27 protein-coding genes and 6 tRNA genes are annotated in these 25,597 nt (G+C 42.6%); 28 read left to right on the forward strand and 5 right to left on the reverse strand.

Features of this window, described 5'->3' with window-relative positions:
• Positions 1-123 precede the first annotated feature (123 nt).
• The 3 genes from NRI27_RS17245 to NRI27_RS17255 form a co-directional block, all read right to left on the reverse strand.
• Positions 124-2,523 (reverse strand): heavy metal translocating P-type ATPase, encoded by a 2,400-nt coding sequence (locus tag NRI27_RS17245; protein WP_371391815.1) that lies wholly within the window; start codon positions 2,521-2,523, stop codon positions 124-126.
• Between the two features lie 80 nt (positions 2,524-2,603).
• On the reverse strand, positions 2,604-2,813 hold the full coding sequence (gene copZ / locus NRI27_RS17250; protein WP_317946764.1) for a copper chaperone CopZ: 210 nt from the start codon (positions 2,811-2,813) through the stop codon (positions 2,604-2,606).
• A gap of 14 nt (positions 2,814-2,827) precedes the next feature.
• Positions 2,828-3,139, reverse strand: a complete 312-nt coding sequence (locus tag NRI27_RS17255) for a metal-sensitive transcriptional regulator (protein ID WP_317946766.1) — start codon at positions 3,137-3,139, stop codon at positions 2,828-2,830.
• A gap of 345 nt (positions 3,140-3,484) precedes the next feature.
• Between NRI27_RS17255 and NRI27_RS17260 the strand changes: the two genes are divergently transcribed.
• Positions 3,485-3,625, forward strand: a complete 141-nt coding sequence (locus tag NRI27_RS17260; protein WP_317946763.1) for an Lmo0850 family protein — start codon at positions 3,485-3,487, stop codon at positions 3,623-3,625.
• A 163-nt stretch (positions 3,626-3,788) separates the two neighbouring features.
• On the opposite strand, the gene NRI27_RS17265 is transcribed toward NRI27_RS17260, so the two are convergent.
• The gene (locus tag NRI27_RS17265; RefSeq protein WP_371391816.1) at positions 3,789-4,970 is read right to left on the reverse strand and encodes an FtsW/RodA/SpoVE family cell cycle protein; all 1,182 of its coding nucleotides are present in this window, start codon (positions 4,968-4,970) and stop codon (positions 3,789-3,791) included.
• A 482-nt stretch (positions 4,971-5,452) separates the two neighbouring features.
• Between NRI27_RS17265 and NRI27_RS17270 the strand changes: the two genes are divergently transcribed.
• The 6 genes from NRI27_RS17270 to NRI27_RS17295 all read left to right on the forward strand — a co-directional run bounded on the left by NRI27_RS17270 (position 5,453) and on the right by NRI27_RS17295 (position 12,556).
• Positions 5,453-6,517, forward strand: a complete 1,065-nt coding sequence (locus NRI27_RS17270; RefSeq protein ID WP_371391817.1) for a D-alanine--D-alanine ligase — start codon at positions 5,453-5,455, stop codon at positions 6,515-6,517.
• A gap of 12 nt (positions 6,518-6,529) precedes the next feature.
• On the forward strand, positions 6,530-7,903 hold the full coding sequence (locus NRI27_RS17275; protein ID WP_371391818.1) for a UDP-N-acetylmuramoyl-tripeptide--D-alanyl-D-alanine ligase: 1,374 nt from the start codon (positions 6,530-6,532) through the stop codon (positions 7,901-7,903).
• Positions 7,900-8,592, forward strand: a complete 693-nt coding sequence (locus NRI27_RS17280; RefSeq protein ID WP_317946759.1) for an alpha/beta hydrolase — start codon at positions 7,900-7,902, stop codon at positions 8,590-8,592. Before NRI27_RS17275 ends, NRI27_RS17280 begins: the two co-directional genes overlap by 4 nt.
• Before the next feature lie 359 nt (positions 8,593-8,951).
• Positions 8,952-10,433, forward strand: coding sequence for a degradosome RNA helicase CshA (gene cshA / locus NRI27_RS17285; protein ID WP_317946758.1), 1,482 nt, complete (start codon positions 8,952-8,954; stop codon positions 10,431-10,433).
• A gap of 115 nt (positions 10,434-10,548) precedes the next feature.
• Entirely contained in the window at positions 10,549-11,028 is a 480-nt protein-coding gene (locus NRI27_RS17290; protein WP_317946757.1) for a PH domain-containing protein, read from the forward strand.
• On the forward strand, positions 11,021-12,556 hold the full coding sequence (locus NRI27_RS17295; protein ID WP_371391819.1) for a PH domain-containing protein: 1,536 nt from the start codon (positions 11,021-11,023) through the stop codon (positions 12,554-12,556). Before NRI27_RS17290 ends, NRI27_RS17295 begins: the two co-directional genes overlap by 8 nt.
• A gap of 43 nt (positions 12,557-12,599) precedes the next feature.
• Here the strand turns inward: NRI27_RS17295 and NRI27_RS17300 are convergent, their stop codons facing one another.
• Positions 12,600-13,202, reverse strand: a complete 603-nt coding sequence (locus NRI27_RS17300; protein ID WP_371391820.1) for a rhomboid family intramembrane serine protease — start codon at positions 13,200-13,202, stop codon at positions 12,600-12,602.
• 83 nt (positions 13,203-13,285) lie between these two features.
• Here NRI27_RS17300 and acpS point away from each other — a divergent pair, with 83 nt between their 5' ends.
• The 21 genes from acpS (at position 13,286) to NRI27_RS17405 (ending at position 25,514) form a co-directional block, all read left to right on the forward strand.
• Entirely contained in the window at positions 13,286-13,639 is a 354-nt protein-coding gene (gene acpS, locus NRI27_RS17305) for a holo-ACP synthase (RefSeq protein ID WP_371391821.1), read from the forward strand.
• A gap of 86 nt (positions 13,640-13,725) precedes the next feature.
• Complete coding sequence (locus NRI27_RS17310; protein ID WP_371391822.1) at positions 13,726-14,733, forward strand: LolA family protein; 1,008 nt, start codon at positions 13,726-13,728, stop codon at positions 14,731-14,733.
• A 79-nt stretch (positions 14,734-14,812) separates the two neighbouring features.
• Complete coding sequence (alr, locus tag NRI27_RS17315) at positions 14,813-15,916, forward strand: alanine racemase (RefSeq protein ID WP_371391823.1); 1,104 nt, start codon at positions 14,813-14,815, stop codon at positions 15,914-15,916.
• 170 nt (positions 15,917-16,086) lie between these two features.
• The gene (locus NRI27_RS17320) at positions 16,087-16,365 is read left to right on the forward strand and encodes a transcriptional regulator (protein WP_317946751.1); all 279 of its coding nucleotides are present in this window, start codon (positions 16,087-16,089) and stop codon (positions 16,363-16,365) included.
• Between the two features lie 4 nt (positions 16,366-16,369).
• On the forward strand, positions 16,370-16,720 hold the full coding sequence (locus NRI27_RS17325; RefSeq protein ID WP_317946750.1) for a type II toxin-antitoxin system PemK/MazF family toxin: 351 nt from the start codon (positions 16,370-16,372) through the stop codon (positions 16,718-16,720).
• 138 nt (positions 16,721-16,858) lie between these two features.
• A complete protein-coding gene (locus NRI27_RS17330; RefSeq protein ID WP_317946749.1) occupies positions 16,859-17,689 on the forward strand; it encodes an RsbT co-antagonist protein RsbRA in 831 nt (276 codons plus the stop codon).
• Entirely contained in the window at positions 17,686-18,048 is a 363-nt protein-coding gene (locus NRI27_RS17335; RefSeq protein ID WP_317946748.1) for an STAS domain-containing protein, read from the forward strand. Before NRI27_RS17330 ends, NRI27_RS17335 begins: the two co-directional genes overlap by 4 nt.
• A gap of 2 nt (positions 18,049-18,050) precedes the next feature.
• Positions 18,051-18,452 carry an anti-sigma regulatory factor gene (locus NRI27_RS17340; protein WP_371391824.1) on the forward strand — a complete coding sequence of 134 codons (402 nt, stop codon included), beginning with the start codon at positions 18,051-18,053 and terminating at the stop codon, positions 18,450-18,452.
• Between the two features lie 15 nt (positions 18,453-18,467).
• The gene (locus NRI27_RS17345) at positions 18,468-19,472 is read left to right on the forward strand and encodes a PP2C family protein-serine/threonine phosphatase (RefSeq protein ID WP_371391825.1); all 1,005 of its coding nucleotides are present in this window, start codon (positions 18,468-18,470) and stop codon (positions 19,470-19,472) included.
• Between the two features lie 78 nt (positions 19,473-19,550).
• Entirely contained in the window at positions 19,551-19,892 is a 342-nt protein-coding gene (locus NRI27_RS17350) for an anti-sigma factor antagonist (RefSeq protein WP_317946743.1), read from the forward strand.
• The gene (gene rsbW, locus NRI27_RS17355; RefSeq protein WP_317946741.1) at positions 19,879-20,355 is read left to right on the forward strand and encodes an anti-sigma B factor RsbW; all 477 of its coding nucleotides are present in this window, start codon (positions 19,879-19,881) and stop codon (positions 20,353-20,355) included. The genes NRI27_RS17350 and rsbW overlap by 14 nt, the downstream gene beginning before the upstream one ends.
• The gene (gene sigB / locus NRI27_RS17360) at positions 20,330-21,115 is read left to right on the forward strand and encodes an RNA polymerase sigma factor SigB (RefSeq protein WP_371391826.1); all 786 of its coding nucleotides are present in this window, start codon (positions 20,330-20,332) and stop codon (positions 21,113-21,115) included. The genes rsbW and sigB overlap by 26 nt, the downstream gene beginning before the upstream one ends.
• Entirely contained in the window at positions 21,115-21,711 is a 597-nt protein-coding gene (locus NRI27_RS17365; RefSeq protein WP_371391827.1) for a PP2C family serine/threonine-protein phosphatase, read from the forward strand. The genes sigB and NRI27_RS17365 overlap by 1 nt, the downstream gene beginning before the upstream one ends.
• 97 nt (positions 21,712-21,808) lie before the next feature.
• Positions 21,809-23,968: a Tex family protein gene (locus tag NRI27_RS17370; protein ID WP_371391828.1), complete on the forward strand. Its 2,160-nt coding sequence runs from the start codon at positions 21,809-21,811 to the stop codon at positions 23,966-23,968.
• Between the two features lie 21 nt (positions 23,969-23,989).
• Positions 23,990-24,439, forward strand: coding sequence for a SprT family protein (locus NRI27_RS17375; protein ID WP_371391829.1), 450 nt, complete (start codon positions 23,990-23,992; stop codon positions 24,437-24,439).
• Positions 24,440-24,607: 168 nt separating this feature from the next.
• Positions 24,608-24,682: transfer RNA gene (locus NRI27_RS17380), tRNA-Glu, on the forward strand.
• Between the two features lie 76 nt (positions 24,683-24,758).
• A tRNA-Gln gene (locus tag NRI27_RS17385) sits at positions 24,759-24,833 on the forward strand.
• Between the two features lie 269 nt (positions 24,834-25,102).
• Positions 25,103-25,178, forward strand: a tRNA-Lys gene (locus NRI27_RS17390).
• Positions 25,179-25,243: 65 nt separating this feature from the next.
• Positions 25,244-25,330, forward strand: a tRNA-Leu gene (locus NRI27_RS17395).
• Between the two features lie 16 nt (positions 25,331-25,346).
• Positions 25,347-25,423: transfer RNA gene (locus NRI27_RS17400), tRNA-Arg, on the forward strand.
• 17 nt (positions 25,424-25,440) lie between these two features.
• Positions 25,441-25,514, forward strand: a tRNA-Gly gene (locus tag NRI27_RS17405).
• The last annotated feature ends 83 nt before the right edge of the window (positions 25,515-25,597 follow it).

A 25,597-nucleotide genomic window follows, 5' to 3' on the forward strand; every position in this document is an offset into this window, starting at 1 on the left:
GCATAACTGCGCCAAACGCCGCATATTTCGCTGAAACGCCGCATAAATCTGCCAAATGCCGCATAACTCCACCAAACAAAAAATCCCCTCACCAATAAAGCCGGCAAGGGGATTTCATCTTCATCATCTCAACTTCACACGTTGCAAACGCAATGCATTTAAGACAACCGATACGGAACTAAATGCCATCGCTGCACCTGCTACCCATGGTGCCAATAAACCAGCGGCGGCTATCGGAATACCGATTGAATTATAAGCGAGCGCCCAAAACAAGTTCTGTTTAATGTTTTTCACAGTTAAACGACTCATGCGAATCGTATCCGCCACACGCAGTAAATCTCCGTGCATTAAGGTGACGTCAGCCGCTTCCATGGCAACCGCTGTTCCTGTGCCCATCGCCATGCCGATATCCGCAACGGCGAGTGCAGGGGCATCATTGATCCCGTCACCGACCATCGCGACACGCTTTCCTTCAGCTTGCAACGAGGCCACAATTTCCGCTTTGCCCTCTGGCAAAACACCTGCGTAGACGTGATCCACGCCTGACATAGCGGCAATCGCTTTTGCTGTTCTTTCTTGATCACCTGTCAACATGATCACATTGAGCCCTAACGCATGCAGTTCCTGAATCGCTTGCGTAGACGTCTCTTTCAACGTATCGGCAACAGCGATCGTTGCAACGTGCACACCGTTCATGGCCATATACATGACGGTTTTCCCTTCGTTTTCCAATGGGGCTGCATCTGAAATTGAAGGGTCCATCTCGATTGCTTGATCCGCTAACAGTTTCCGTGTTCCCATCCACACAGTCGAACCACGGACGACACTATAAATACCGTGACCTGGTATCGCTTCAAACTTTTCAACGTTTGGAATATCACCAACTGTATCCAATCCAAAAGAAGTAATTGCTTTTGCGACAGGATGTTCCGAATCACTTTCTGCTGCTGCCGCTAACGCAACAAGACGGTCCTTGTCTCTGCCATGCGCAACGAGAAAATCCGTTACTTCCGGTACACCTTTTGTGATTGTTCCGGTCTTATCCAATACGACTGTGTCAATCGCTTTCGTCTGTTCCATCGCTTCAGCCGTTTTGAATAAAACCCCTTGTTCAGCCGCGCGCCCGGAACCCGCCATAATGGAAGTCGGTGTCGCCAAACCAAGCGCACATGGACAAGCAATGACTAATACAGCAATCATTGCTGTTAACGCTTGAGCAAAATCACCAGGTGTCACGGCAAAATACCAAACGAGGAAAGTGACAACCGCAATACCGACAACAATCGGTACAAATACGCCTGATATTTGATCGGCGAGTCGTTGAATGGGTGCTTTAGACCCCTGTGCTTCTTCGACAACACGAATAATCGTCGATAGCATTGTGTCCTTTCCAATCTTACTTGCACGAACTCTTAAAGAACCGTTTGCATTAACAGTTGCGGCATAGACAACATCGTCAACTGTTTTTTCCACTGGAAGACTCTCTCCTGTAAGCATTGATTCATCTACGGCAGATTCACCTGATACGACCTCAGCATCGACCGGAATGGATGCCCCTGGGCGGATAACGAGAATATCCCCGATTTGTACATCCCCAATTGGAATTTCGACAACACTTCCATCTTTTTCAATGAGCGCCATCGTAGGTTGTAAGCCCATAAGCTTTTTTATCGCATCTGACGAACGGCCTTTTGCACGCGCCTCAAACAATTTTCCAAGTAAAATCAGTGTAATTAAAACGGCGCTTGTTTCAAAATAAAGCCCATGCGTCGAGTCGATTAACACTAAATAGACAGAGTAGAAGTATGCTGCAGATGTTCCGAGTGCAACAAGCACATCCATATTCGCGCTTTTATTGCGCAGTGCAAAGTATGCTCCTTCATAGAAAATCCAACCAATGCCAAACTGGACTGGAGTAGCTAAGAACCATTGTACATAGGGATTCATGAGCCAGTCTGGAACAGACATCCATGACGTAAATGAAAAATGAGCGAACATCGTCCAAAGAAGAGGGAAGGAGAGGAGAGCGGAAACATAAAAGAGGCGTGTCTTCTGCTTAATCTCTTTTTGGCGATGATCCTCTGAGCCTTCGGGAATTTCGTTTTTCAATGCAGCGTCATAGCCTAAACGCTTAATTTTATCAATAATATCAGCTGAACGAATGACAGTTGGATCATACTCGACTTTGCCAGTCTCCAATGCCAAGTTAATTGCTGCCTTTTGCACACCTTCCATTCGGGATAATCCCTTTTCAATCCGTGTCGAACAGGCAGCACAAGTCATTCCTGAAATTTGTAAATCAACTTCTTCTTTTACGGTATCATATCCGAGTGAACGAATCTTTTCTTGAATTGCTTGGCTATCGGTTAACTCCGTATCGAATGAAACAGCTGCTTTTTCAGTAGCAAAGTTAACAGTGGCGGACTTCACACCATCCAAGCGTTGCAACCCTTTCTCAATCCGATTCGCACATGCACTACAAGTCATGCCTGTAATCGCAATGTCTTTTTTCACTTCAGTCAATGACAACACCTTCTTTCTAACAAACTAATATAGGGGTAGGGGGTATGTTGGAGCGCGAAAGAAACTGCGGAAATCCGCAGTTAGGCAACATCGTATCCTTGGTCTTCAATCGTTTCTGTAATTTCTTTTACACTAATTTGACCTTGTTCGAAAGTTACTTCAACCGTTCCCGCTTTTAAGTCCACTTGGACAGCGTTGACTCCATCTAATTTGCCGACACTCTCTTCCACTGCTTTTACGCAATGTCCACAAGACATACCTTTTACGTGTAATACTGTATTTTCTGCCATGAATAAGTTCCTCCTTATTTTCGCATCAATTTTGTCATCGTAATTAACAGTTCATCCAACACTTCATCATCGCCTTCTGCTAGACGATCTTTGACACAGCCTTTTAGATGGCCGTCCAGTAGAACTTTAGCAACGCTATTAAGTGCTGATTGAGTCGCAGACAATTGGGTAATAATATCATCACAATAAACATCTGTCTCAACCATCCCTTTAATGCCTCGAATCTGTCCTTCGATTCGATTCAAGCGATGGATTAAATTCGTCTTCACACTATCGGGATGATGACTTTTTCTGCAGGACTCTTCTAACGTACTATCATTGTTCATCAGATCTTTCGTCAAACTCATGCCTCCTCCACTACTTGCATCATAATATACCTATAAGGGGTATGTCAACCTGGACAAACGCATAGTAAAAATAAGTTTAATTTCCGTTCAATGCGTTTGATGTGCGAAACAATTGGGCAAATAAAAAACATGAAGTGGTATTTTACGGAATGTGTATAAAGTATTTACAAAAAATCTATAATTGTAACATAAATGAAAGATTTAAAAGTGGACAGGAGTGGTATAATGTGTATAGATGAAGAATGGAATGAATTTCTTAACCATATTGAAACTTTCCATTGCACAATTACGTCAACAACATATAGAAAGGTCGAGGTGGAATAGATGGCGAACGAGAAAGTTGATTTAAAGAAAATCATCTCCAACTTGGCGAAGTTGGGTGTTTCGGCAACTGCAACGAAATCCCGTCTAGACATGCTGAAAGCCCTCGCGCCACCTGCAAGTGACCCACAAATACAGTCATAACGGAAAGCTCCCACATAACGTCGGGAGCTTTTCTTTTTTTTTCTAATGAAAGAAGGTGCTTGTCCAATTGTATTCTACAGCTGCCATGATTTATGACTGTTTCGCCAGTTACTATTTTGAAGAGAAAAAAACACTCACACCAGTGAGCGGTGTGAGCGTTCAATTAATCCTCATCATCTGAACTGAACATATACGTCCGATGGTGGAATTTCATACTAAAAACGAGGCCGATTGCAAGCATGTTCCCCATCAGTGAACTTCCTCCATAGCTGATGAAAGGCAATGGAATACCAGTGATCGGTAACAGTTGAATCGTCATGCCGATGTTTTCGAACACATGAAAGGTAATCATAGCGATAATACCCGCACAAATATACGTACTGAACATATCTTTTAATTCCAACGTGATTTTCGTCATATGATAGATTAGGAAGAAATAAAGACAGATGACAAGACTTGCCCCAATGAAACCCCAGTCTTCCCCAATTGTACTAAAGATGAAATCGGTATGGCTCTCAGGCACATACACTTCACGTCCTTGGAATCCTTTCCCGAAAATCTCGCCCGAACCGATAGCGTTTAACGAACTGATCAAGTTATGGCCTTCGTTTGAAGCGTACGAATAAGGGTCCACCCAAGAATAAATTCGCTCAAAGTGATAGGGTTTCGCCCCAAATTTCGCGAGAAACTCCTGTGCATACAAAGCCATCCATAATAAAGTCAATCCAAGCGCAGCCGTTCCAGTGAAAATCGGTAATATAATGCGCCATGATATCCCGGCAACAATGATTAACGCAATCGTGATAGCAATAAACACTAAACTTGTTCCTAAATCGGGTTGTTGCATTATGAAGAAAAGCGGGATGAAGAGAATAACGGCAATTTTACCAAGTAAGAGAAAATCAGTTTGTATGGTCTTCTCCACATAGCGCTCGTGATGCTTTGTGATAGCGCGCGCTAACCCGATAATGAAGAACGTTTTCATGAATTCAGCGGGTTGGATACTACCGAGTTTTGGTATGTGAATCCAACTTTTCGCTCCGTTACGAGGCTCAACAATTGATAAACTGTCAGGTAATATGAACAACGTGAATAAGAGTAAAATCCCGCCTCCATAAATAATCCATGCAGCTTTTTTATATTGTTCAGGTTCCAAATACATCGTAATCGCGATGATGACACAGCCTACAATATACCATTGGATTTGAGAAGGTATAAAGTTCGTTTTGTATTGTCCTGTAGTTTGAGCAGAGGCGATTGCAATAATACTAATGACGCCGAACAGCATTAATATGAATGCAAGTGTCCAGTCAAAACGCTCTACAGGTTTCTGATCTATTTTCATTCAATTCACCTATTTAACAGTTAGTGTTAGTTTTGTAGAAACCAATGACTATTATAACGGATAATGTGTCGTTTGTACGCATTTATTACGAATCAAAGTAGGATGAATCCAAAGTAGGGAGTCGATGTGTGCATCATACGCGGAAAAAAGAGTTCACACGCCCACAGTGATGAAAAAGTGACTTGAAAATAATGTTTACAATGTGCATACACATACTTATAAAGGGCTCTTGAAATGTAAGTATACAGGAAACAAGGAGATGTACCTGTCTCCTACTTGACGCATTCCATCGTAGAAGGTTGCCGACAAACAATGCACGTAGCTATCCATTTGAAAGATACATCTTGAATTTAAAAAAGCAATCGTATGGTGTTTTTAGAAAACTTCCCATCTGTTCACTGAGGGGAAATTTGTCGAGAAGCAATGGTTTTCATGGTAAACTGAAAGAATGAAATCTAATCTAATGTGAGCGAGGGATCTAGATGAAAAGAAAACTAGGGTTAGTATATGGTGGGAAATCCGCTGAGCATGAAGTATCCCTATCGACAGCAAGAGCTGTGACACATGCAATTGATTATCGTAAATACGAAGTGATTCCAGTATATATAACATACGAAGGTGAGTGGAGAAAAGGGGAAGCGTTAGCGGGTCCGGCTGAAACGATTGAAGAGTTGCGTTTAACACGTGACGAATCCAAGCCTGATAGCATTCAGGACTTCTTAAATAACAATGGAACACCTGACATCATTCTTCCTTTATTGCACGGAACGAATGGAGAGGATGGTACGGTTCAGGGCTTTTTTGAAGTGATGAATATACCGTATGTCGGAAACGGAGTACTTGCCTCTTCGGCAGGTATGGATAAAGTCGTCATGAAACAGCTGTTTGCCCATGTTGGCTTGAAACAAGTTCCTTATGTCCACTTCATCCGTACACAATGGCAAAAAGACCGACAATTGTTGATTGATAAAATGGAGCAAGAGTTGTCGTTCCCAATGTTCGTAAAACCTGCAAATCTCGGTTCAAGTGTTGGCATTAGCAAAGCAGTCGACCACGACAGCCTTATAAAAGCGGTCGATTTCGCCTTGAAATTTGACCGTAAAATTATTGTGGAACAAGGGATTACAGCACGTGAAGTTGAGGTAAGTGTATTAGGGAACGATGAACCAAGCTGTTCCGTCCTTGGAGAAATTAAACCTGTCGCCGCGTTTTATGACTATGAAGCGAAATACCAAGATGGCAGTACGGAGTTGTTAATACCGGCACCTGTCACAGATGACGTGGAAAAAACGCTTAAAGAGATGGCAATCCGTGCGTTCAAAGTGCTCGATTGTGCAGGACTAGTACGTGCTGATTTCTTCGTAACCGAACAAAACGAAGTGCTCATCAATGAAGTGAACACGATGCCTGGCTTTACGCCAACGAGCATGTTCCCGTTATTATGGCAACATTCTGGTCTGTCGTATCCGGAATTGATCAATCGGTTAATCGAACTGGCGATTGAGCGCCATGAAGAAAAGAAAAAAATACAATATACAATGGATTGAGTGTGATGAACTGTGAAAAGACGTTTAACTGAATTGGCAGGTTGGCTTCAAGCAGAAGGACAATTATTGGATAATGTTGTCGTTACAGGTGCATCCATTGATTCACGTACGGTATCACCTGGTGATTTGTTCATACCTTTTCGTGGAGAGCAAGTGAACGGCCATCAATATGTGCAACAAGCGATTGAAAAAGGTGCGGTTGCCGCGTTATGGATGAAAGACGAACCAAATGCGCCGACTACAATCCCACTCCTGTTCGTTGACGATCCTGAACAGGCACTTCAACAGCTTGCACGCGCTTTTCGAAAAGAATTGACGTGCAAGTTCATCGGAATTACCGGTTCAAATGGAAAGACTTCGACGAAAGATTTAATGGCTAGTGCGCTTGCACCGTATTTTAATGTGCAAAAAACGGAAGGGAATTTTAACAATGAATTAGGGCTACCGTTAACTATCCTCAATTTAAAGGAAGATACGGAAATTGCGGTCTTGGAAATGGGTATGAGTGGTTTTGGAGAAATCTCCTTTCTATCCACCTTGGCAGAGCCGCATTATGTTGTCATTACAAATATTGGCGAAGCCCATTTGCAAGATTTAGGTTCTCGTGAAGGCATCGCTAAGGCGAAATTTGAAATTATCGATGGCTTGCAAAAAGGCGGAAAGCTTTTCTATGACGGTGACGAACCGTTGTTGCAAACGCTTGTTGACCAAACACCAGAACTAGAAGCGGTGTCATTTGGATACGGACAATCAAATGATCTAGCTATTACAGAAATCATTTCTGGTGATACCGGCAGTCAATTTACCGTCGCTGGAGTACTTAGCGGCAGTTTTACAATCCCTGTGTATGGTGCACACCAAGTGAAAAATGCATTGGCGGCAATTTTGGTGTCAAACGAGTTGCGGCTAGACGGTAAACAAATTGCTTCTGCGCTCATGCAGTCCAAACTAACAGATATGCGGATGCAACCGCTCGTAGCGGATAACGGAGCGCTTCTCATCAATGATGCATACAATGCTGCACCAACATCTATGCAGGCAGCATTGCAGTTTTTACACGAAACATCCCTGCGCTCTAAAAAATGGGCGGTATTGGGTGATATGCTTGAACTTGGTGACAATGAACGTCATTACCACGAATCAATTGCAGAACAGTTACGCACAATAGAACTTGAAGGAATCCTTCTATATGGTCCGCGAATGAAATGGCTATATGAAGAGCTGCAAAATAACGGGGAACAAACAACGGTAGTTTGGTCAGAAAACCAATATGAACCATTAATTGAGAAGCTGCAATCCTTAACAGATGAACACACGATTGTATTGTTCAAAGGCTCAAGAGGAATGGCGCTTGAAACAATCGTAAAGGCATTAGAAAAGCAATGAAAACGGGTGTCCTTTTTCTTCATGGATTCACCGGTGGACCTTTTGAAGTCCGACCGTTTATGAATTATTTGAAGGATCTGACGGACTGGACGCTAGCAGTACCCGTTTTACCTGGCCATGATTTTCCGCTGGACTTGAAGAACGTTTCGGCGGAATCATGGATGATGGAAGCAGAACTTGCGCTGAACAAGTTACGTAAACAAGTGGATCGGGTAATTGTTGTCGGTTTCTCAATGGGTGGGCTCATTGCCATCTACTTGGCGTTACGCTATCCAATCGATAAACTTGTCCTATTAAGTGCAGCAGCAAAATACATTAGCCCGAAAATTCTCATCGAAGATGCTGCAATCATGCTAGCGGAATCGGTGACGAAGAAATACCCGCCGAACACATTTTATCACTTGTACGAATACAAATTACGGCATACGCCACTCCATGCAACGAAGGAGTTTCTACGTCTTGTGAAGATGGTGGAGCCGTATTATTCAAAAGTGACGACGCCAGTTTGTGTCGTTCAAGGGAAAAAAGATGGGATTGTTCCTTTCGCTACTGGAGACCATCTCCTTAAAGCGCTAGGCTCGTCCAAAAAGCAATTGATCGTTTCAGATAAAGGAAAACATCACATTTGTTATAGCGATGATTGCCAAGATTGGTTTACGAAAGTGTATACGTTTATGTGTCAGGAATAAGACAGGAATCTGATTATTACTATTAATGCTATATCATTGCGGATGGTCCGCAGACATGGTAAACTACTATGAGTATTGGATACATTTACACGAGACTCTTCCGGTGGCGAAGAGTACTTTTTTTTGAATAAAACGATTTTTCACCTAAACACAGGGATGAATCGATCGGCAAAGACCAGCTTCCTTTTCAACTATAACCTCTGATTTTATACGAAGTTCGATGAAGAGCTTCTGCCCACTCCAGAGTATGCAAAAATATCGGAAACGTTCCCATAGAAGTTAAAGGCTCGAATTTGCCGTGCTTTCATTTGCAAATGTAACCAATTGCTAAATGAAGAAACCAAAGGAGATTGAGAAGTTTGACGAAATTTTCAGAACTTAATATTAGTGAGTCTACACAAAACGCTCTAACGCGTATGGGATTCGAAGAAGCGACACCTATTCAAGAAAGCACAATTACATTCGGTATGGAAGGTAAAGATGTAATTGGTCAAGCACAAACCGGAACAGGAAAAACAGCTGCATTCGGTATTCCGCTAATTGAAAAAGTCGATGTAAACAACCCGTCCGTTCAAGCGCTTGTAATCGCGCCTACACGAGAATTGGCGATTCAAGTATCTGAAGAACTTTATAAAATTGGATACGGAAAACGCGCTCGTGTATTGACTGTGTATGGTGGCCAAGAAATTGGTCGGCAAATTCGAGCTTTACGCAACAACCCGCAAATCGTTGTTGGGACTCCAGGACGTATCTTAGACCACATTAATCGTAGAACATTGAAGTTAAGCAACGTTCAAACACTTGTATTGGACGAAGCGGATGAAATGTTGAACATGGGCTTCATTGAGGACATTAACACGATTTTGGCTGCTGTACCTGCTGAGCGCCAAACACTCTTGTTCTCGGCAACAATGCCTCCAGCAATCCGTAAAATTGCAGAAACGTTCATGAAAGATCCAGAAATCGTAAAAATCAAGTCCAAAGAGATGACGGTAGAAAACATTGACCAATATTTCGTAAAAGCACATGAAAGAGAAAAGTTTGACGTGCTTTCCCGTCTATTGAACGTTCACCAGCCGGAATTGGCAATCGTTTTCGGACGTACAAAACGTCGTGTCGATGAGCTTTCTCACGCATTAAGCATTCGTGGATACCTTGCAGAAGGCATTCATGGTGATTTGACGCAAGCAAAACGTATGTCAGTTCTTCGTCAATTCAAAGAAAATAAAATTGATGTATTAGTAGCGACTGATGTTGCTGCTCGTGGTTTGGATATTTCTGGCGTAACACATGTTTACAACTTTGATATTCCACAAGACCCTGAAAGCTACGTACACCGTATTGGCCGTACAGGTCGTGCGGGTAAGAGTGGAATGGCAGTTACTTTTGTAACGCCACGTGAGATGGGGTATTTACGTGTTGTTGAAGAAACAACGAAAAAGCGTATGACACCACTACAACCACCAACTGAGGACGAGGCTTTGATCGGTCAACAACGCGTTGCGATGGAGCAGTTGAAAGAAGTTCTTGCGAAAAACGAATTAAATGACTACTTGCCATTAGCGGCTGAGCTTCTTGAAAACTTCGAAGCAAAAGATATCGTAGCGGCAGCGATTCGTGCATTAACGAACGAGCCGGATGATACACCAGTGAAAATTACGGAAGAGCGTCCATTGCCTACGCGCAAAACGCAATCCCGTGATCGTGGTGGTTACAAAGGTAGCCGTGGCGGCGGTCGATCCTTCGGGGGCGGACGTGGTTATGGTAGCGGCGGTTCTCGTCGTGGAAACCGTGAAGGTGGAAACCGTAGAGACCGTTCAAGAGGAAAATCAGATAGATAATATTCAAGAACCTTGGGAGAAGTGTACACACTCTCCCAAGGTTTTTTTGTGAAAAACGAAACATTATTCTTTGCGCTACGTATACAATAGAAAGATAGAAAGGGGTGTCGGCTCTATGAGAGCACAACCTGCAAATCGGATTTCTCCGAAAGGGTTAAAAGTGTGGCGTCTATATGGCATCATTCAAACGATCATTTTAGCGCTCGTCGCAATCGGTGGTGGAGTACTTGTATACATATTTGACTGGCCTTGGTGGATTTACCTAATAGAAGTGGGTGTCCTCATCGTTTTTGCGTATTTCATGATTTTGTTATTCCCAAAAGTACGATGGATGCGTTGGCGTTACGAAGTGCGTGAGTCGGAAATTGAACTGCAACACGGACTTTTTGTTGTGAAAAGAACGCTCATTCCGATGGTTCGAGTCCAGCATGTCGATACATCACAAGGACCGATTCTCCGGAAATACGGATTAGCTGAAATATCCATCTCGACAGCGGCAACAGTGCATACAATTCCCGCACTCATCATGGTCGAAGCTGATGAATTGCGAGGCAGGATTTCGGTGCTTGCAAGGGTGGCGGAAGACGATGTCTGAACAGCAACGTTATAAGCTTCACTGGGTATCTGCAATTATTGAAATGTTAAAAACGATGAAAGAAGCAATTTTACCACTTATCGTGCTTGTATTTGCAAATGGTTGGAAAGACGGCGGAACAGGGCTGTGGTATGTAGATTACTTATCATTCATCATATTTGGAGCGCTCATCATCTTGTTATTCATCAGTGGTGTGATTAAATGGAAACGATTTGTCTATTGGTTCGAAGACGATGAACTTCGAATAGAATCGGGGCTTTTCGTCAAAAAGAAGCGCTACATTCCGTTTGACCGTATTCAAAGTTTGGATTATACCGAAGGGATTTTTCATCGACCATTCGGACTGGTGAAAGTGAAAGTGGAGACGGCTGGCAGCTCCACTGCAAAACAAGCTGAAGGTGAATTGACTGCCATTACAAAAGAAGCGGCGAAACAGATTGAAATAGAGATGGCGGATGCAAAGAAACGGAAGAAACACGCGCCTCGTGAAGCGGTTGCTGAAGGAGAAGAACAACTTGTAGACTCACCGGTTGAAGAAGAGACATCAGCATTGCGCCAACTCTTCACGATGACGACAAAGGATTTGCTCGTTCTGGCTACTACATCCGGGGGAATCGGTGTCATTCTGTCGGGTGCAGCGATCTTCCTGTCCCAGTTTGGTGAGTTGTTGCCGTATGAGCGTGTATTTGAAGAAGTGTCAGAGTTCATTAAGTTCGGTGTACTCATTGTCGCCATTGTTGTCTTCCTCGGATTACTGGGCGTATGGATTTTGTCAGTAGGGATGACGTTTTTATCTCATTATAACTTTACCGTTTCGATGGATAAGGAAGATATCATCATTACAAGAGGTTTGTTGGAGAAAAAGAGGGTGACGGTCCCGTTGAAACGAATCCAAGGGGTTGTCGTAGTCGAAAACCCTTTGCGCAAACTTTTCGGGTACGCGACCGTGACAATTCATAGTGCAGGGGGCGGCATAAGCGAAAGCTCTAAAATTCATTTATTCCCGCTCATTAAAAAGAAAGAAGTGGAACACCATTTACAGGAAATATTCCCTGAGCTCCATGTGAAAGAGCCGCGGAATAAATTGAGCTTGAAGGGAAGGCCGTTCTATTACCGGATTGACTTCCTATGGATGGCGCCTGTCATCGGCGCACTTATCTATTTCTTTTTCCCGTATGGATTGTTCTCACTGGCGATTGTTCCAGCGGTATTGGCACTTGGTATGTGGCAACATCGCTCAGCGGCCTATGACATCATTGATCACCAGTTGACGATGCGTTTTCGAGGCATCAGTTTGCAAACAGCATATATGATGAAAAAGCGGATCCAATCAATGGACATGAAGCAAAGTTATTTTCATCAGCGTAAAGGCGTTGCGACAATCGTGTCCAACGTGAAATCTGGATTAGGTTCATACAGCGCGAATGTGCAACATATGGACGTGGAAGCTGCGGAGAGCATTTTATTGTGGTATGAAAAAGGGAAATTGCCAAAAGAAGTAGAAGTTGCGGACGCAGAAAGTAGATAAAGAAAAAGGTGGAGAGAGAATAACATTCCTGCTCCACCTTTTTTTATCGCCAGCTAATAATTCTTTTTGGATGAAAATAGCTTAACCCAATGAGGAATCCAACGACGAGACCTGCGATGTGACCGATAATATTGACGTTTGGCTGTAAAAACGTCATGATGACGCTAATGATAATAATGGGCAACATAATTTGTCGCAGTTGAGGAAGTGCTTTTTTCGTATAATAGATCAAAGCACCGAAAGCACCGAAAATCCCATAAATTGCACCACTTGCTCCGACATGTGGAATGTTGGATTCGCCTAAAAAGAAATAAGCGATATTGGCAAAAACGCCTGACAAAAGATAAATCGTTAGAAACCTTGCTTTACCAGCAACTCGTTCGAGCTCAGGTCCAAATATGAACAAGGAAAACATGTTAAAGAGAAGGTGCGTAATGCCGAAGTGTAGAAACATCGGTGTGAGAAGGCGCCACCATTCTCCATCTGCAATTAGTGGGTTATAGCCCATACCTAAAAAGTACAATTCGCTACTTTGGCGGATTGGCAATCCAGTAATAATATACACTAGGATATTGAGCACGATAATTGCGGTTACAAAAGGATAACGTCGAATGTATTGAGAAAAACTTTCTGTGCGAATGAACATTTTTTCACCTGACCTTTACATTCATTATACAGATTTTTTATCACAAGAAGAAGTGAAAGTGACCAATAAATGGAGTTGTTAATATGATCGAAGGAATTGGACTTGATATTGTAGAGTTGGAACGGATTGCCCGATTGGACGAAAAGTCCCCTAAGTTCCGTGAGCGGATTTTAACCCCAAAAGAGATTGCTCTTTATGCGGCATATTCACCACACCGGAAAGTTGAATTTTTAGCAGGGCGATTCGCAGCAAAGGAAGCGTTTGCCAAAGCGAAAGGTACCGGGATTGGAAATGAATGCGCATTTAGTGAAATTGAAATTTTAAAAGATTCTTTAGGGAAACCCGTTCTATTTTTCCGTAATCAGGAAGTGACGGGGTTTGTCTCAATCACCCATACGGCAACGGTTGCTGCAGCACAAGTGATTTTGCTGAAATAATTCACGGAAGTGAAACAAGCTCGCATAATTGACTGTCCACTCTCATAAGATGACCTACCCGATTGAAATGAGAAAGGATGAACTGAATGCGCAGCCGAATTTTTGTTTTTATGTTAGTTGCAATCATGGCACTTCTTGCAGCTTGTGGAACACCTTCAAAAGAGAATGTCATGAAAAAGCTCAGTGGTAAATGGAACGAGGCGGAAGGGTATGAGTTGCAAGCGACGATGGAGATCAAAACTGGTTCAGAACCAAGGATGTATGATGTTACCGTATGGCACACGAAGCCTGACTTTTACAAAGTGAATGTGACACAAGGTGGTACGGAAGAGTCCCAAATGATCGTGCGAAATGAAGAAGGGGTATTCGTTATTACACCGTCTCTTGGAAAAACGTATAAGTTCCAAAGCGATTGGCCGACACAAAACAGTATGCCGTACTTAATCGGCACGTTATCCGATGACATTAAAGCGGATAAAAATTCAACAATGGTAGAAAAGGATAAGACGTATGTGTTTGAAACGGCTTCCCGTAACAACCACAAAAAAGTCTTGCCTACCCAACAAATTCATGTCGACAAGAAAACTTTGCTGCCAAAACACGTTTCTGTCATGGATGAAAACAATGAAGAGAAAATTCGGGTGACCTTTAAGAAAATCACATTAGGTGTGGAGCATAAAGCTTCTGATTATGACGTCAAGATGGAAGACATACAAAAAGAGAAAAAACCACAGTCCACTGAAGAAGGCGATGAAACAGGCCTGAAGAAGTATTACCCGAACCTCAGCTGGGAAGGGACTGTATTAGAAGAAAGTACTGTCGATGTGGAGAATGGAACAAGATCCTTCATGACATTCGGTGGCGGTAGCAAGGAATTCGTTGTTGTGCAAGAGCCTGCTGAGACACCGGAAATGCAAATGGAAGTATCCGTTGAAGGAGATCCGGTCGATCTAGGATTCGCAGTAGCGGCACTGACAGATAACTCAATTCGTTGGGAGCAGGACGGCATAGCGTTCTTTGTTGCCTCGTCAACATTAACGCCAGAGGAACTAATTGAAGTAGCTTCTTCAATGGTTGCGGAAGACAGTAAATAACATTATTTGACGTAGCATGGTCCTAAGATTGATAATATAGAAAATAGTATCTAATCGAGGGATAGCAATGGAGCACATCATGAACTATCGACCAACAAGAGCGTTGATTCAGCTAAACGCGATACAAGAAAACCTGAAGAATCTCAAGCAGTATTTACCTGACCAAACTGGGGTCATAGCTGTTGTGAAAGCAGATGGCTATGGCCACGGTGAGGTTGAAGTGGCACAAGCTGCTATTGAAGCGGGAGCAATGATGGTAGCAGTGGCAACGCCAGATGAAGCGATTCGACTGAGGGAAGGAGGGATCCTTTCACCAATTTTGGTGATGGGTCCTTCTCCGGTTGAATTTGCGGAAAAAGCGGTGGAATTGGATATTCGCGTTACGGTATCCGATGCAAAGTGGCTGCAAGAAGCTGTTTACGGTAGTACCCGATCCGAAAGACCACTGAACATTCATGTGAAAATTGATAGTGGCATGGGACGCATCGGTCTTAGGGACGAATGTGCACTGAAGGAAATCATGGAAGTCGTTCATGAATCTAGTTCCATTTTAGTGGAAGGGGTATTCACACATTTTGCTTGTGCGGATGAAGAGAATGCTGAACCGACAATGGAGCAATTTCAAAAGTTCATGACGTTAGTGGAGACATTTCCGGAAAAACCGCCAATTGTCCATGCGTCAAACAGTGCAGCAACGCTTTTATATCCGGAGTATGCATTGGATGCTGTCCGTTTCGGCATTAGCTTATACGGGATTGCACCATCGAGTTTTGTCGAATCTAAATTACCTTTTCGGTTACACAGAGCCTTTACATTGGAAACAGAACTTGCTTATGTGAAATACTTGGAAAAAGGTAATCGTATTAGTTATGGAGGTACGTATGAAACGACAGAAGGCGAGTGGATTGGTACCATTCCAATTGGTTATGCAGATGGGTTGAAAAGAGGTTTACGGGGCCAAGAAGTGCTCATTGCTGGTGAACGAATGCCAATTGTTGGAACGATTTGTATGGATCAATGCATGGTGAAGTTGCCGAGGGAACTGCCAATCGGAGAGAAAGTGACGTTGCTTGGTGTGCAAGGTGAGGAAGAGATCACAATGGAAGAATGGGCACTCCGATTAGGAACAATCCCATACGAAATAGCGGTGACCATGTCAAAACGAGTACCGAGAATATATTGAACCTCGAATGGTTATGATGATTACTGTTCCGCCTTTCGACAAATGACCACAAAATTTGAAGATTCTTGTCAATAAAAATCCTACTATGTCTTCTCATTGTCGAACTTCAATGGTAAGATAGATTGGAATAGAATCGATCGAGGGAACGGGGTCTGTCGGAGGTGCTAGAAATGCGAGAGAAAAACGTCAGAAAAATCATTGATAAGATGCCCAAAGAAATAGTAAATGAAATTGAACATACGACCGTCCATCTGGAGCCGGAGCGTGGAGAATTCGTTTATGTTTCAACAAAGCGGTATGTGACGAGTCATGAAGCGGTTAACATCCGTGAAGCGATGATGGTCGGCTACGTTGAAATGTCGCAAATCAACTTAAGAATTGCAAAGGAATGTTTGCATGCGGAGCTCGAAGCCCAGCATACGATGGAACGTCTCGTAAGCGGAGGATGAAAAGTTGGCAATAAAACGTGGAGACGTCTTTTTTGCAGACCTGTCGCCTGTCGTTGGTTCCGAACAGGGAGGGACGAGACCAGTACTTGTTATTCAAAATGACATTGGTAACCGGTTTAGCCCAACAGTGATTGTTGCAGCAATTACTGCCCAAATCCAAAAAGCAAAATTGCCGACACATGTTGAAATCGTTGCGGAGCGATACGGATTCGAGCGGGATTCTGTCATCCTGCTCGAACAAGTCCGCACCATCGACAAGTCAAGGCTTACAGATAAAATTACCCATTTGGATGAATCATTGATGGAGCGGGTTGATGAAGCACTTGAAATCAGTTTTGGTTTAGTCAAATTCTAGAATACATAGTGTAAAAGCACTTCGGAATAGTTTATTCCGGGGTGTTTTTTCTGTATAGTGACCCTAATAGATGTTTCCTTTGTCTTTTTTAGGTACAATAGATAACAGGAATTTTATTTTGAGGAGGCACAGGGCCGTATGAACACACTCATGGTCAATAGCATCAATCAACATATGGATGAAATAATAGAAAGATGGATTAAACGGATGAAAGAAGAAAAAGGGGAACGATTCTTCCATTTCATGCCCGAACATCTAGTTGAGAAAACAAGTCGTGAATTTGCAGAGTTAATGACCACTAATATTCAAGAAAAAGCGACAATTGACGCTGACAAAATCAATGACTTCACAGAAAAAATCGTCCGGTTTGGTTGGGCTATTAAATTTGTAAACAAAGCAATTGATAACTTTTCAAATGTCGTCTTTGAACTGTTGGAAGAGCACGAGATTATTACAAATGAGAACTTGCGAGGTTTCATCACGTTATTCTCAAATTGGATTGACCCTCTACGGGAAAGTATTATCGATGCCTATTCTTCTGAATGGGAACGGACGGTCAGTTTGCAAAAAATTGCGTTACAAGAACTTTCCGCTTCGTTAATACCGGTTGTGGAGAAAATCTCTGTCATGCCTTTAGTCGGTACAATTGACACGGAACGAGCAAAGTTGATCATGGAAAACCTGTTGGAAGGCGTTGTCAGTCAACGAGCGGAAGTTGTTTTATTGGATATAACAGGGGTGCCTGTAGTCGATACGATGGTAGCTCACCATATCATTCAGGCAGCAGATGCAGTTCGGTTAGTCGGGGCGAAATGCATGCTCGTCGGCATACGTCCTGAAATCGCACAAACGATTGTTGCTCTTGGTATTAACTTGCAAGAATTCACTACGAAAAGTACATTGCAACGTGGTATGCAAGCAGCATTGGCAATGACAAATCGTGCAATTGTGGAGGTGGAAGCACAATGAAAACACGTATCCCAATTTTAAAATTGAACCAAGTCCTTATCGTGTCAATTCAATGGGAATTAGATGACCAAACAGCAATCCAATTTCAAGAGGATCTTTTGAATAAGATGCATGAAACTTCAGCACTTGGCGTTGTTATCGATTTGACACCAATTGACTTTATTGATTCATTTATCGCGAAAGTGTTAGGAGACGTCATCAATATGACAGGCTTAATGGGAGCGAAAGTTGTCATAACAGGGATTCAGCCAGCCGTTGCGATTACATTGATTGAACTAGGAATCCGATTGAATAATGTCATGACGGCTCTCGATTTAGAAAACGGTTTGGATAAATTAACTAAAGAATTGGAGGCCTGACCATGAACTGTAGGTCTTCTGTAGAGATTATTACGGAATGGGATATCGTTGCTGCAAGACAATTAGGGCGTAACGAAGCAAAGAAGGCCGGTTTCGGGACTGTTGACCAGGCGCGCATTACAACAGCGATCAGTGAACTAGCGAGAAACATTTATTTATATGCCGGACAAGGAAAAATTGAAATTGAGAGAGTTTCTGGCAATGGTGTTTTTGGTATTAAGATTATTGCTTCAGATGAAGGACCAGGAATCGCGGATCTGCGTAAAGTGATGGAAGATGGTTATTCCACGTCTGGCGGTCTCGGTGCAGGGATGCCTGGTGTGAAAAGACTGATGGATGAATTTAAAGTTGTTTCGGAAGTAGGGGAAGGGACGACTATCACTACAACTAAATGGCTCCATTAAGGGAGGGGGTAGAACATGCCTCAAGAAGTCGGTGTGCAATATAAAGAAATTATGAAGAAATACTTGGAAAGTCAAAGCGAGGAGGACCTCTACGTAGGCCAACAATTCAGCAGGCGCTTTATTGAAAAAAATATAGCGCCTGAGGATGTCATTAGCATTCATAAGAACGCATTGTATGAATTGCATCCATACTTACGAAAGCAAGTATGGGATTCTTTCGATTTCTTGATTGAAATGATGATTCATTACGGATTGACCCTTCGAGAGCATCAAAGTCTCGTGCGAAAACAAGAAGCGATTCAGATGGAAATGAATGTAGCAACGAAAGTACAAGATACATTACTAAAAACTACTAGTCCAAATGTGCGCGGATTGGATGTTGGCTGGGTTTCAAAACCTGCCCAACAGATGAATGGTGATTACATTTATTTCTTGAATCAAGAACACGCTTCAAGCGTTGCGGTTGCTGACGTTATGGGCAAAGGGATTCCTGCTGCGCTATGCATGTCGATGATTAAATTCGGGATGGATGGTCTCCAATTTGAGAATTCGAGTCCACGTAATGTATTGGAAACGGTCAACAGGATTGTAGAAAAAGGTGTCGATGATTCCATGTTCATCTCGATGTTCTATGGGAAATTTGATAGTACGAATGGACATTTTCATTATGCTTCAGCTGGCCATGAACCTGCCTTGTATTTTGATAGTACAACAAGCAGTTTTGCTGAATTGGACGCTAAAGGCCTCTTGCTCGGTGTAAAAAAGGACGCTTATTATGAAGAACGATCCATTCCATTAAAAGATGGGGATTTTGTTGTCATGATGACGGATGGGGTAACAGAATCTCGGACTGAAGATGGATTTGTAGAGATGGATACCATCCAACGATTATTGGTGGATGTGAAAAGTCTTCCAGCTCAACAAATGGCAGAGCATCTGTACAACGAAATTGGCGCAATGCAAGAGTTCAGGTTAAGTGACGACTTTACTATTGTGATTTTCAAAAAAGAACTAGAATAGGTTTGAAAATTGAAGATCTGGGTATTCAATAAGGTAGGAATAGTATCCAATAGAATTTAGAGAGTCGGGGTGCGAGTTATGAATTTACAAGTTGAGTCATTGGAGAAAAATAGTGTGCAATATTTTAAAGTGGTAGGAGAAATAGATGCTTACACTGCACCAGTGCTAAAAGAACGGTTAGCAACAGTTGAAAATACACAAGGTTTGATTGCCGAACTGGACTTATCGGAAGTGGATTATATGGATAGTACAGGTCTAGGTGTTTTTGTTGGATTTTATAAGGCGGTAACAAGCAATGGTGGTCATGTAAAGATTACAGGATTGAACAGACGATTGCACCGTCTATTTGAAATTACAGGTTTAAGTGAAATTATCGATATTGAAGTGAAGGAAAGTGAGGACAACAATGCAACATTATGATTATATCGAAATTAAGATACCTGCAAAAACGCAATATATCGGTGTTGCCCGTTTGATGATTTCCGGAATTGCGAGTCGTCTCGGATTCACATACGATGATATTGAAGACTTAAAGATTGCATCTAGTGAAGCAATTACAAACGCAGTCCAGCACGCATACCAAGACGGACAAGAAGGCGAAGTAGTTGTTGGATGTGCAATGTACGAAGAGCGCTTGGAAATCATGATTGCAGATCATGGTTCAAGTTTTGATTTTGAGGAAACTAAAAAACATGTCGGACCATATAGCGATGCATCTGAAGAGCGCTTCCTCCGTGAAGGGGGTCTAGGACTTTACTTGATGGAAACGCTCATGGATGAAGTGAAAATTCACCATGAGGAGGGCGTAACGGTCTTTATGACCAAACATCTCGGCGGAGAGCGAGGCGAGCAAGAAGATGTCAAACGAACAGCCAACTCATAAGCCAGATACGAAAGAGCAAGTATTAGATTGGATCCGGAAATTCCAAGAGACAAACGACGAAGAGGCACAGACAAACTTAGTGCTTCATTATGAAAGACTTGTACACTCCATCGCGCGGAAATATTCCAATGGGAAACCCTATCATGAAGATATCGTACAAGTAGGGATGCTAGGGTTGCTCGGTGCGATCAGAAGATATGATCCTGAATTAGGTAGGAGTTTTGAAGCGTTCGCGGTACCGACAATTGTCGGTGAAATTAAGCGGTTCCTGCGTGATAAAACATGGGCAGTCCATGTGCCACGACGTATTAAAGAACTTGGTCCAAAGATTAAGTCTGCCGTAGAAATTTTGACGACAGAATTGCAACGTTCTCCATATGTCAACGAAATTGCGGAATACTTGGAGACAGAAGAGGAACTAGTGCTCGAAGCGATGGAAATGGGTAGAAGTTATCAAGCACTCTCCATGGATCATACGCTTGAAGCGGATTCTGAAGGCGGAACAGTTACCCTCTTTGATATTATTGGAGAAGCAGATGATGGATTTGAACGAACAGATCACCGTCTTGTGGTGGCAAATGCACTCAGTGTATTGTCAGAACGGGAAAAACAGATCATTCAATATACATACATCGAGCAACTGAGTCAAAAAGAAGCGGGAGAGCGACTGGGCATTTCGCAAATGCATGTATCCAGATTGCAAAGAAAGGCTATCAAGAAACTCCAAGAAGCCATACTGACGGCAGGTGGTGCTTCGTAGTGGAAGAATTTATTAATGAATATGTTGAGGCATACATTTATAACGCAGCTAAACGTGGGAACTCGGAATCAGGAGATACTTACTATATACATGCTGAGAAGGATTACTTCATATGTGCCATAGCAGATGGGTTAGGGAATGGGATTGTAGCCCGCCAATCCGCTGAAATTATCCCACAAGTGTTAGCGGAATATCATCACGAATCACTTGATGAACTGTTAAATCGTTGCAACGAGCATATGGTTCAAAAACGTGGTGCAGCCGTGGCAATTGTTCGGGTGAATTTCGCCGAAGGTACGATTGAATACAGTTGTATCGGCAATGTTAGGTTATACATTTTACATGGCCGTGAAAAAATGATTTATCCTCTTCCTGTGATGGGGTATTTATCAGGCAGACCTCAAAAGGTTAAAACACAAAAGTATGAGTATTCGATTGGTGATCTGTTCTTTCTGCATTCCGACGGTGTCACGTTAAATAGTCCGAAGGCGAGTTTGAAACAAAGCGCAAATGCTCGAGAACTGTATAACCAAGTTGAGAAAACGATCGACCCAGGTGATGACGCTACATTTATAGCTGGATGCCTGCTTCAATAATTGAAGCGGGTTTTTTTGTGCTTTGATCATGTAACTTCAATAGGTTCGCATGAATAAAAATGGTAAACTGTTGTTAGCGGAAGAAAGGATGAAAACAATGGTTAAAAAGATTATTGAGGCGACGGCTAAAAGGGCGTCGATTAGTACAGTGCAAACAGCAAACGTTATTGCGCTACTTGACGAAGGAAATACAGTGCCGTTCATCGCACGTTACCGAAAAGAAGTGACAGGTTCTCTTGATGAAGTGCAAATTAAAGCAATCGAGGATGCCTATCATTATGAAAAGGGACTTGAGCAACGTAAAGAAGAAGTTATCCGTTTAATAGAAGAACAAGGGAAGATGACGGATGATTTGAAGAAAGAAATTCAAAACGCATTAATCCTTCAAAGACTTGAAGATTTGTATCGTCCATATAAACAGAAGAGACGGACCCGTGCCATGATTGCAATTGAAAATGGCTTGGAACCGCTAGCAGACCAGTTATTGAAGTTTGGACCTGAATCGCCGGAAGTGCTTGCTAAGAAGTTTATTAGTGAAGAGAAAAATATTACGACAGTCGAAGAAGCGCTAACGGGTGCACGCGATATTATCGCAGAGCGCATTGCAGATGATGCGAAAATTCGTGATCTCGTCAGAAAGCTTGCGTGGACAGACGGTCAACTTACCTCATCCATGCGGAAAGGTGCACAAGACGAACGGGGCGTTTATGAAATGTATTACGGCTATGAAGAACCGCTAAAGAAAGTTGTTCCTCATCGAGTTTTAGCGCTCAACCGTGGTGAAAAGGAAGAAGTGCTGCGTGTAGGAATTGCATTTCCTGCAGAGCGGATTGTTACGGGAATCGAGCGGCAGTTCATTACTAAACAGCACGCACCATCCACTACACAAGTGAAAGAAGCTGCAGAAGATGCATTTAAACGATTAATTGCACCATCTGTTGAACGGGAAATACGAACCGCCTTGACAGAAAAGGCGGAAACGCAAGCAATCCATGTATTTTCCGAGAACCTGAAAAGCTTATTGTTGCAGGCACCTTTAAAAGGAAGAATGGTCTTAGGTGTCGATCCCGCATTTCGTACAGGTTGCAAACTGGCGGTGATCGATGAGACAGGAAAGATGATCGAGGTATCGGTAATTTATCCACATCCTCCGAAGCCGAATACTGAAGCGTCAAAAGCGACAATCTTGTCGTTGCTAAAAAAATATTCGATTCAAATCATCGCAATTGGGAATGGTACAGCATCCCGGGAAACTGAACGTTTCATTGCAGAGTGCATTAAAGAATCCAAACAACCTGTTTCCTATGTAATTGTGAATGAAGCAGGGGCAAGTGTCTATTCAGCTTCCGCCCAAGCGCGCGAAGAATTTCCGGATTTGCAAGTTGAACAAAGAAGTGCTGTTTCCATTGCACGGAGACTTCAAGATCCATTATCTGAGCTTGTTAAAATTGATCCGGAATCGATTGGTGTCGGCCAATATCAGCATGATGTCGCTCGTAAGAAGTTGTCAGAATCACTTTCATTCGTCGTCGAAACGGCAGTAAACCGTGTCGGTGTCAATGTGAATACAGCGTCATCATCGTTGCTGCAATATGTAGCCGGCTTATCAAAATCAGTAGCTGAAAATATTGTAAAAGCACGTGAAGAGCAAGGATTATTTAAAAAGCGAGCGCAGTTAAAGAAAGTCCCAAGACTCGGTGCGAAAACATATGAACAAGCGATTGGTTTCCTGCGTATTCCAGAGGCGGATGATCGATTTGATTCAACAGGTCTCCATCCAGAAAGTTATGAAACAGCGGAAAAAATCCTTGCTATTGCCCAAGTAGACAAAAATACAATCGGTAAACCAGAAGCCGTCGAAGCATTGGCGTCGTTAGATGTTCGAGAATTGTCTGCGAAGCTAGACATTGGTGAAGTCACATTACGAGATATAATCGACACCCTTCAACGACCAAATCGCGACCCGCGGGAAGATTATCCGCAACCGCTATTGAAAGCTGACGTTTTAGACATTAAAGACTTATATGAAGGAATTGAAATGCAAGGAACTGTCCGCAATGTTGTAGACTTCGGAGCTTTTGTAGACATTGGTGTATCGGAAGACGGGTTAGTCCATATTTCGAAACTAAAGAAAGGCTTCGTCAAACATCCACTTGATGTGGTCGCATCAGGCGACATTGTCACCGTATGGGTGGAAAGTGTCGACAAGCAAAAAGGAAGAATCTCGCTGACAATGATTCCGCCAGCGGGAAAATAAATGCGCGAGGTGGGAGTGAAGATGGAGAGGGACGAACTCCAACAACTCGTCGAACGCATCTCAATTGATACATTTAACAAACCCTTCTTACATGTCGCGAGCTTTAATGCGCGGTTACGCACAACGGGTGGCCGTTATAAATTGCGAGAAGGTTCAATTGAAATTAATCCGGCAGTACTTCACCTTTATGATGAAGATGAATTAATCGGCATCATTAAACACGAATTATGTCATTACCATTTGCATCAAGAGGGGAAAGGGTATCGCCATGGAGATCAAGATTTTAAACAGCTGCTTAAAGAAACAGATTCTCCAAGGTATTGTAAACCGTTAGGAATGAAAGACGACAAACCTAAAAAGGTTCACGTTTACCAGTGTCGATCCTGTAAGTTGGTGTATGAACGAAGACGAAGAATGGACGTTCGAAAGTATAGATGTGGGAAATGCGGCGGGCAAATCACCGGAATTTAATGTGTACGAACAACCTTGTAAACCTTTGTTTTTAAGGGTTTTGCAAGGTTGTTTTAAATTTCATAGAAAAAAATACATGAAAAGTGTTGACGAATGAATGTGAGGTATCTATAATAGGAAAAGTCGATTAGGAACGACGGCATTCGACAATCAAATAAATTCTTAATTGGCCCCTTGGTCAAGCGGTTAAGACACCGCCCTTTCACGGCGGTAACACGGGTTCGAATCCCGTAGGGGTCACCAACTTTTATGTATAACATTTGATTTTATGTCTACATTAAAAGAGTAGCGAATAGCAGTTGTGTTGTTTATTGATCGTTGGGGTATAGCCAAGCGGTAAGGCAACGGACTTTGACTCCGTCACTCGTTGGTTCGAATCCAGCTACCCCAGCCAAACTTTTTTAACGCTTCACGTTAAAAAAGTTTTGCGAGTAATACCGCAAGGTATTAGGAGCAAATAAGGTTTTAATAAATTAGCTAGTGCTATAAGTAAAGCTAAACAAACAAGGTTTCAATAAATTAGCTAATGCTATAAGTAAAGCTAAACAAAAAGGTTTTAATAAATCAGCTAACCTGAGCAACTAAAACCGAAATTCAACACCAAGAAGTTTTATTTAAGAAAGTATAGAACATATAAGTTCTATATAGTTTCCATTATAAAACGAGCCATTAGCTCAGTTGGTAGAGCATCTGACTTTTAATCAGAGGGTCGCAGGTTCGAATCCTGCATGGCTCACCATTTTCACTAAAAAAACTATTGACATTCTCGCTGAGAGTTGTATAATAAGTTGTGTCGCAAATAATGCGGTAGTGGCGGAATGGCAGACGCGCTAGGTTGAGGGCCTAGTGGGGGTTAACCCCGTGGAGGTTCAAGTCCTCTTTACCGCACCATATATATTTAATAAGAGCGCCCGTAGCTCAATTGGATAGAGCGTCTGACTACGGATCAGAAGGTTATGGGTTCGACTCCTGTCGGGCGCGCCATATATACAAGATTATACGCGGGTGTAGTTTAGTGGTAAAACCTCAGCCTTCCAAGCTGATGATGAGGGTTCGATTCCCTTCACCCGCTCCAATTTTTAAAAAAACTTCTAAAAAACGCTTGACTCTTAAGTTGAGAGATGTTATATTAGAGAAGTCGCTTCTGAACGGAGCGTT

Origin of the sequence: Sporosarcina sp. OR05 (assembly GCF_041414805.1) — a bacterium.
Classification (GTDB): Bacteria; Bacillota; Bacilli; order Bacillales_A; family Planococcaceae; genus Sporosarcina; species Sporosarcina saromensis.

Bases quoted from the DNA above. Each gene is read 5' to 3' on its own strand.
- NRI27_RS17260 (WP_317946763.1), top strand. From the start codon at position 3,485: ATGGCGAACGAGAAAGTTGATTTAAAGAAAATCATCTCCAACTTGGCG.
- NRI27_RS17310 (WP_371391822.1), top strand. From the start codon at position 13,726: ATGCGCAGCCGAATTTTTGTTTTTATGTTAGTTGCAATCATGGCACTT.
- acpS (WP_371391821.1), top strand. From the start codon at position 13,286: ATGATCGAAGGAATTGGACTTGATATTGTAGAGTTGGAACGGATTGCC.
- NRI27_RS17300 (WP_371391820.1), bottom strand. From the start codon at position 13,202: ATGTTCATTCGCACAGAAAGTTTTTCTCAATACATTCGACGTTATCCT.
- sigB (WP_371391826.1), top strand. From the start codon at position 20,330: ATGTCAAACGAACAGCCAACTCATAAGCCAGATACGAAAGAGCAAGTA.
- NRI27_RS17345 (WP_371391825.1), top strand. From the start codon at position 18,468: ATGCCTCAAGAAGTCGGTGTGCAATATAAAGAAATTATGAAGAAATAC.
- copZ (WP_317946764.1), bottom strand. From the start codon at position 2,813: ATGGCAGAAAATACAGTATTACACGTAAAAGGTATGTCTTGTGGACAT.
- rsbW (WP_317946741.1), top strand. From the start codon at position 19,879: ATGCAACATTATGATTATATCGAAATTAAGATACCTGCAAAAACGCAA.
- NRI27_RS17255 (WP_317946766.1), bottom strand. From the start codon at position 3,139: ATGAACAATGATAGTACGTTAGAAGAGTCCTGCAGAAAAAGTCATCAT.
- alr (WP_371391823.1), top strand. From the start codon at position 14,813: ATGAACTATCGACCAACAAGAGCGTTGATTCAGCTAAACGCGATACAA.
- NRI27_RS17270 (WP_371391817.1), top strand. From the start codon at position 5,453: ATGAAAAGAAAACTAGGGTTAGTATATGGTGGGAAATCCGCTGAGCAT.
- NRI27_RS17280 (WP_317946759.1), top strand. From the start codon at position 7,900: ATGAAAACGGGTGTCCTTTTTCTTCATGGATTCACCGGTGGACCTTTT.
- NRI27_RS17335 (WP_317946748.1), top strand. From the start codon at position 17,686: ATGAAAACACGTATCCCAATTTTAAAATTGAACCAAGTCCTTATCGTG.
- NRI27_RS17370 (WP_371391828.1), top strand. From the start codon at position 21,809: ATGGTTAAAAAGATTATTGAGGCGACGGCTAAAAGGGCGTCGATTAGT.
- NRI27_RS17290 (WP_317946757.1), top strand. From the start codon at position 10,549: ATGAGAGCACAACCTGCAAATCGGATTTCTCCGAAAGGGTTAAAAGTG.
- NRI27_RS17320 (WP_317946751.1), top strand. From the start codon at position 16,087: ATGCGAGAGAAAAACGTCAGAAAAATCATTGATAAGATGCCCAAAGAA.
- NRI27_RS17265 (WP_371391816.1), bottom strand. From the start codon at position 4,970: ATGAAAATAGATCAGAAACCTGTAGAGCGTTTTGACTGGACACTTGCA.
- NRI27_RS17375 (WP_371391829.1), top strand. From the start codon at position 23,990: ATGGAGAGGGACGAACTCCAACAACTCGTCGAACGCATCTCAATTGAT.
- NRI27_RS17350 (WP_317946743.1), top strand. From the start codon at position 19,551: ATGAATTTACAAGTTGAGTCATTGGAGAAAAATAGTGTGCAATATTTT.
- NRI27_RS17340 (WP_371391824.1), top strand. From the start codon at position 18,051: ATGAACTGTAGGTCTTCTGTAGAGATTATTACGGAATGGGATATCGTT.
- NRI27_RS17295 (WP_371391819.1), top strand. From the start codon at position 11,021: ATGTCTGAACAGCAACGTTATAAGCTTCACTGGGTATCTGCAATTATT.
- NRI27_RS17330 (WP_317946749.1), top strand. From the start codon at position 16,859: ATGAACACACTCATGGTCAATAGCATCAATCAACATATGGATGAAATA.